This is a genomic window from Oleiphilus sp. HI0067, assembly GCF_001635735.1.
In genome coordinates, this window is sequence record NZ_LWFI01000809.1 from 1 (window position 1) to 1,194 (window position 1,194).

The following is a 1,194-nucleotide window of genomic DNA, read 5'->3' on the forward strand; positions in this document are numbered from 1 at the left end:
CACTGATCGCCCATGTATGTGATGGCGCAGATGCACCTGCAAACACCCCAGCATGCCCGCCTGGCACAACGCAAAATTCTTTATCTGTGGAGGACACGATATCAAGAATTTTATGCGCAGCTTTCACGCTAACGATATTATCGCTCTCACCGGCAAACGCTAGAATAGAGCACTTAATCTTTTTAAAGTGCGCCTTAGCTTTACCAATCCGCATTTCACCTTTTGCAATACGATTATCAATCATCATGTGAACAGCCATGTCTTTGATCGTTTCACCAGGATAATCAACCATGTCATCAAACCACTTACTCATTGTGAGGCTTTCTTCTAAGTATTCCCTGTCCCAGAGATTCAAGAATTTCTCGTATGAATTAATGACACTACCAATAGGGTTCGTAAGCTTAAAAGTGACCGACGAAACCCAACCAGGTACGTGGAACATTTTAGCCGGCATATCCAATACAGAGACATTCAAGATACTGGATATAGCCTGCGCTGGCTTATACACGACAGATAAAAACTTCCCCGTAATACCACTCTGGTGCATGTCAACCGGGCTCGCAACAGTCACGAGATTTCTAACACGATCATCGCCTGATGTAGCTAGATACATCAATGATAACAATCCACCCATGCAGTAGGAGAAAATAGACAACTCATTAGACTTTGAGTGCGAGACTACCGAATCAACGATCTGAGGCATCCACCCCATGACGTAAGATTCGAGCGACAAATCAGAGTGATCAGCCGTAACATCTCCCCAGTCAACGAGATATACATCAAAACCTCTAGCTAAAAAGTATCTTACGACGCTTCTATGCGGCATTAAGTCAAATATTAACGAAGTCGCGGCAAGTGGCGGCACAAGCAATACTGGAATATTCGCCGCACGTGTCGCGTCATCTTCCACATCAATCTGCTCTCCGGCCACTTCAATTTTAGACTCATCTAAGGGCTGATAATGGCGAACAGACATAATTCCATCGGAATGTACGACATCATAGGGGCTCAAATCTGCAATAACAAAATTGTCTGAAAACAATGTTTGCTCAATGCCATGACGAACGGACCAAAGTGCTTTTTTTAAAAAGCCAGGTTCTTTAGACATGAAAGAATTCTCTTATTAACTGCACGAACTAAGGACGCGCTATTGTATAAAAAGCACAAAAACGATCAAGCGCTTGGGGTACGTGA

General features: G+C 43.6%; 1 protein-coding gene. It reads right to left on the minus strand.

Translation table 11 applies throughout. The features are described 5' to 3' along the window. Positions 1–1,108: alpha/beta fold hydrolase (locus tag A3739_RS08660; RefSeq protein ID WP_068501045.1), on the minus strand; the 1,108-nt coding region annotated here is incomplete at its 3' end. Positions 1,109–1,194: the final 86 nt, after the last annotated feature.